Genomic DNA, 1,671 nt, shown 5'->3' with positions numbered 1-1,671 from the left:
ACACGCATCATCCCCGCGGTCATGTGATAAAGATTGTGGCAGTGGAACGCCCAGTCGCCGGGCGCATCGGCCGTTACGTCGAATGTCATCTTACCGCCGGGCGCCACATTCACCGTGTGCTTGCGAGGCGCGAAGTCGCCATGTCCGGTCACCAGCTCGAAGAAGTGGCCGTGCAAATGAATTGGGTGCGACATCATCGTGTCATTGACCAGGGTGACGCGCGCGCGCTCGTCCTTGCGGAACGGGATGGGGTCGGCAGGGTCGCTCATCTTCTGGCCGTCAAAGCCCCACATGTAGCGCTCCATATTGCCCGTCAGGTGGATCTCCAACTGACGCGACGGGGCGCGAACGTCCGGGTTGCGGTCGAGCGCGACAAGATCGCGATAAGTGAGCACGCGATGATCCGCGTCCTCCAGCCCCTGCGGCGGCTCGCCCGTGCGGTCCTTCGGCATCGGCGAGATGGTCTGCACTCCCGGCCCCATCTTGACGCCGGGCGCGTTCTTGGGGTTGCGCATGTTCATGTCCATGCTGCCGCCTGACCCATGATCCATCCCGGCCATGCCGCCGCTGCTCATCTGACCATGGTCCATGCCCGCCATCCCGGCAGCGCCCGCCGCCATTTGGCTATGGTCCATCCCTGGCATAGCGCCGCTCATCTGGTCGCCCCCCATCCCAGCCATGCCGGCCATCGCAGCGCCTACCGCCTTCGTTCCGTGATCGGTGGGCTCTTTCCACCCGGTGAGCTTCCACAGGTTGCGCGAGGCATTCTGCATCAACGTGGGATCCGGCCCGCGCTTTGCGACCGGGTTCTCGTCCGCCATACCGGACATCCCCTCCATCCCGCTCATGCCGCTCATGTCCATGCCCATGTCGGTCATGGTCAGCAACGTGCGCGGGCGGAGCGGCGGGACCGGGGCGATCATGCCCTCGCGCGGGGCCAGTGTCGCGCGCCCCATGCCGGATCGGTCGATCGCCTCGGAAACGAAGCTGTAGGCGCGGTCCTCGGGCGTCACGATCACGTCGAAGGTTTCCGCGACGCCGATCTGGAATTCGTCCACGGTTACCGGCCGGACGTTCTGGCCGTCGGCCTGCACCACCGTCATCGGCAAGTCAGGGATGCGCACGTTGAAGTTGGTTTGCGCCGCAGCATTGACGATGCGCAGCCGAACCCGCTCGCCCGGTCGGAAGAGGCCCGTCCAGTTGTCGTAAGGGCCAAAGCCATTGACCAGGAAGGTGTAGGTCGAACCCGTGACGTCCGCGATGTCCGCCGGGTCCATCCGCATCTGCCCCCACTTTAGGCGATCCTTGAGGGGCATTTCGCGGCCGGCGAGTAGCCCGCTCAGCGTCGGGCGCTGATAGTTGAAATAGGCGCCGCCCATCTGCTTGAGCTTGCGGAAAATTTCCTCGCCCGTCATTTCGCTATGATCGGACAGCACGATCACATGCTCGCGGTCGAACGCGACCGGGTCGGCACCCGCCGGATCAATCACGATGGGTCCGTAGAGCCCTGCCTGCTCCTGCTCGCCCGAATGGCTGTGGTACCAGTAGGTGCCAGACTGCACGACTGGGAACTCGTACACGAATGTCGAGCGCGCCTTGATGCCGGGGAAGCTGATGCCCGGCACGCCGTCCATTTGGAACGGCAGAATGAGGCCGTGCCAGTGGATCGAG

Annotated in this window: 1 protein-coding gene (cut by a window edge); it reads right to left on the bottom strand. The window is 64.6% G+C overall.

Annotated features, from left to right (window positions below; genetic code table 11):
* On the bottom strand, window positions 1-1,671 hold part of the coding region annotated (locus IL54_RS02715) for a multicopper oxidase domain-containing protein (RefSeq protein WP_237748763.1) (this coding region is incomplete at its 3' end). 53 nt of the annotated region lie beyond the right edge of the window; 1,671 of 1,724 annotated nt are visible.

This window comes from Sphingobium sp. ba1 (assembly GCF_000743655.1).
GTDB lineage: Bacteria > Pseudomonadota > Alphaproteobacteria > Sphingomonadales > Sphingomonadaceae > Sphingobium.
Note: the sequence above shows the minus strand (reverse complement) of the source record. Positions and strands in the feature narration are given on the sequence as shown.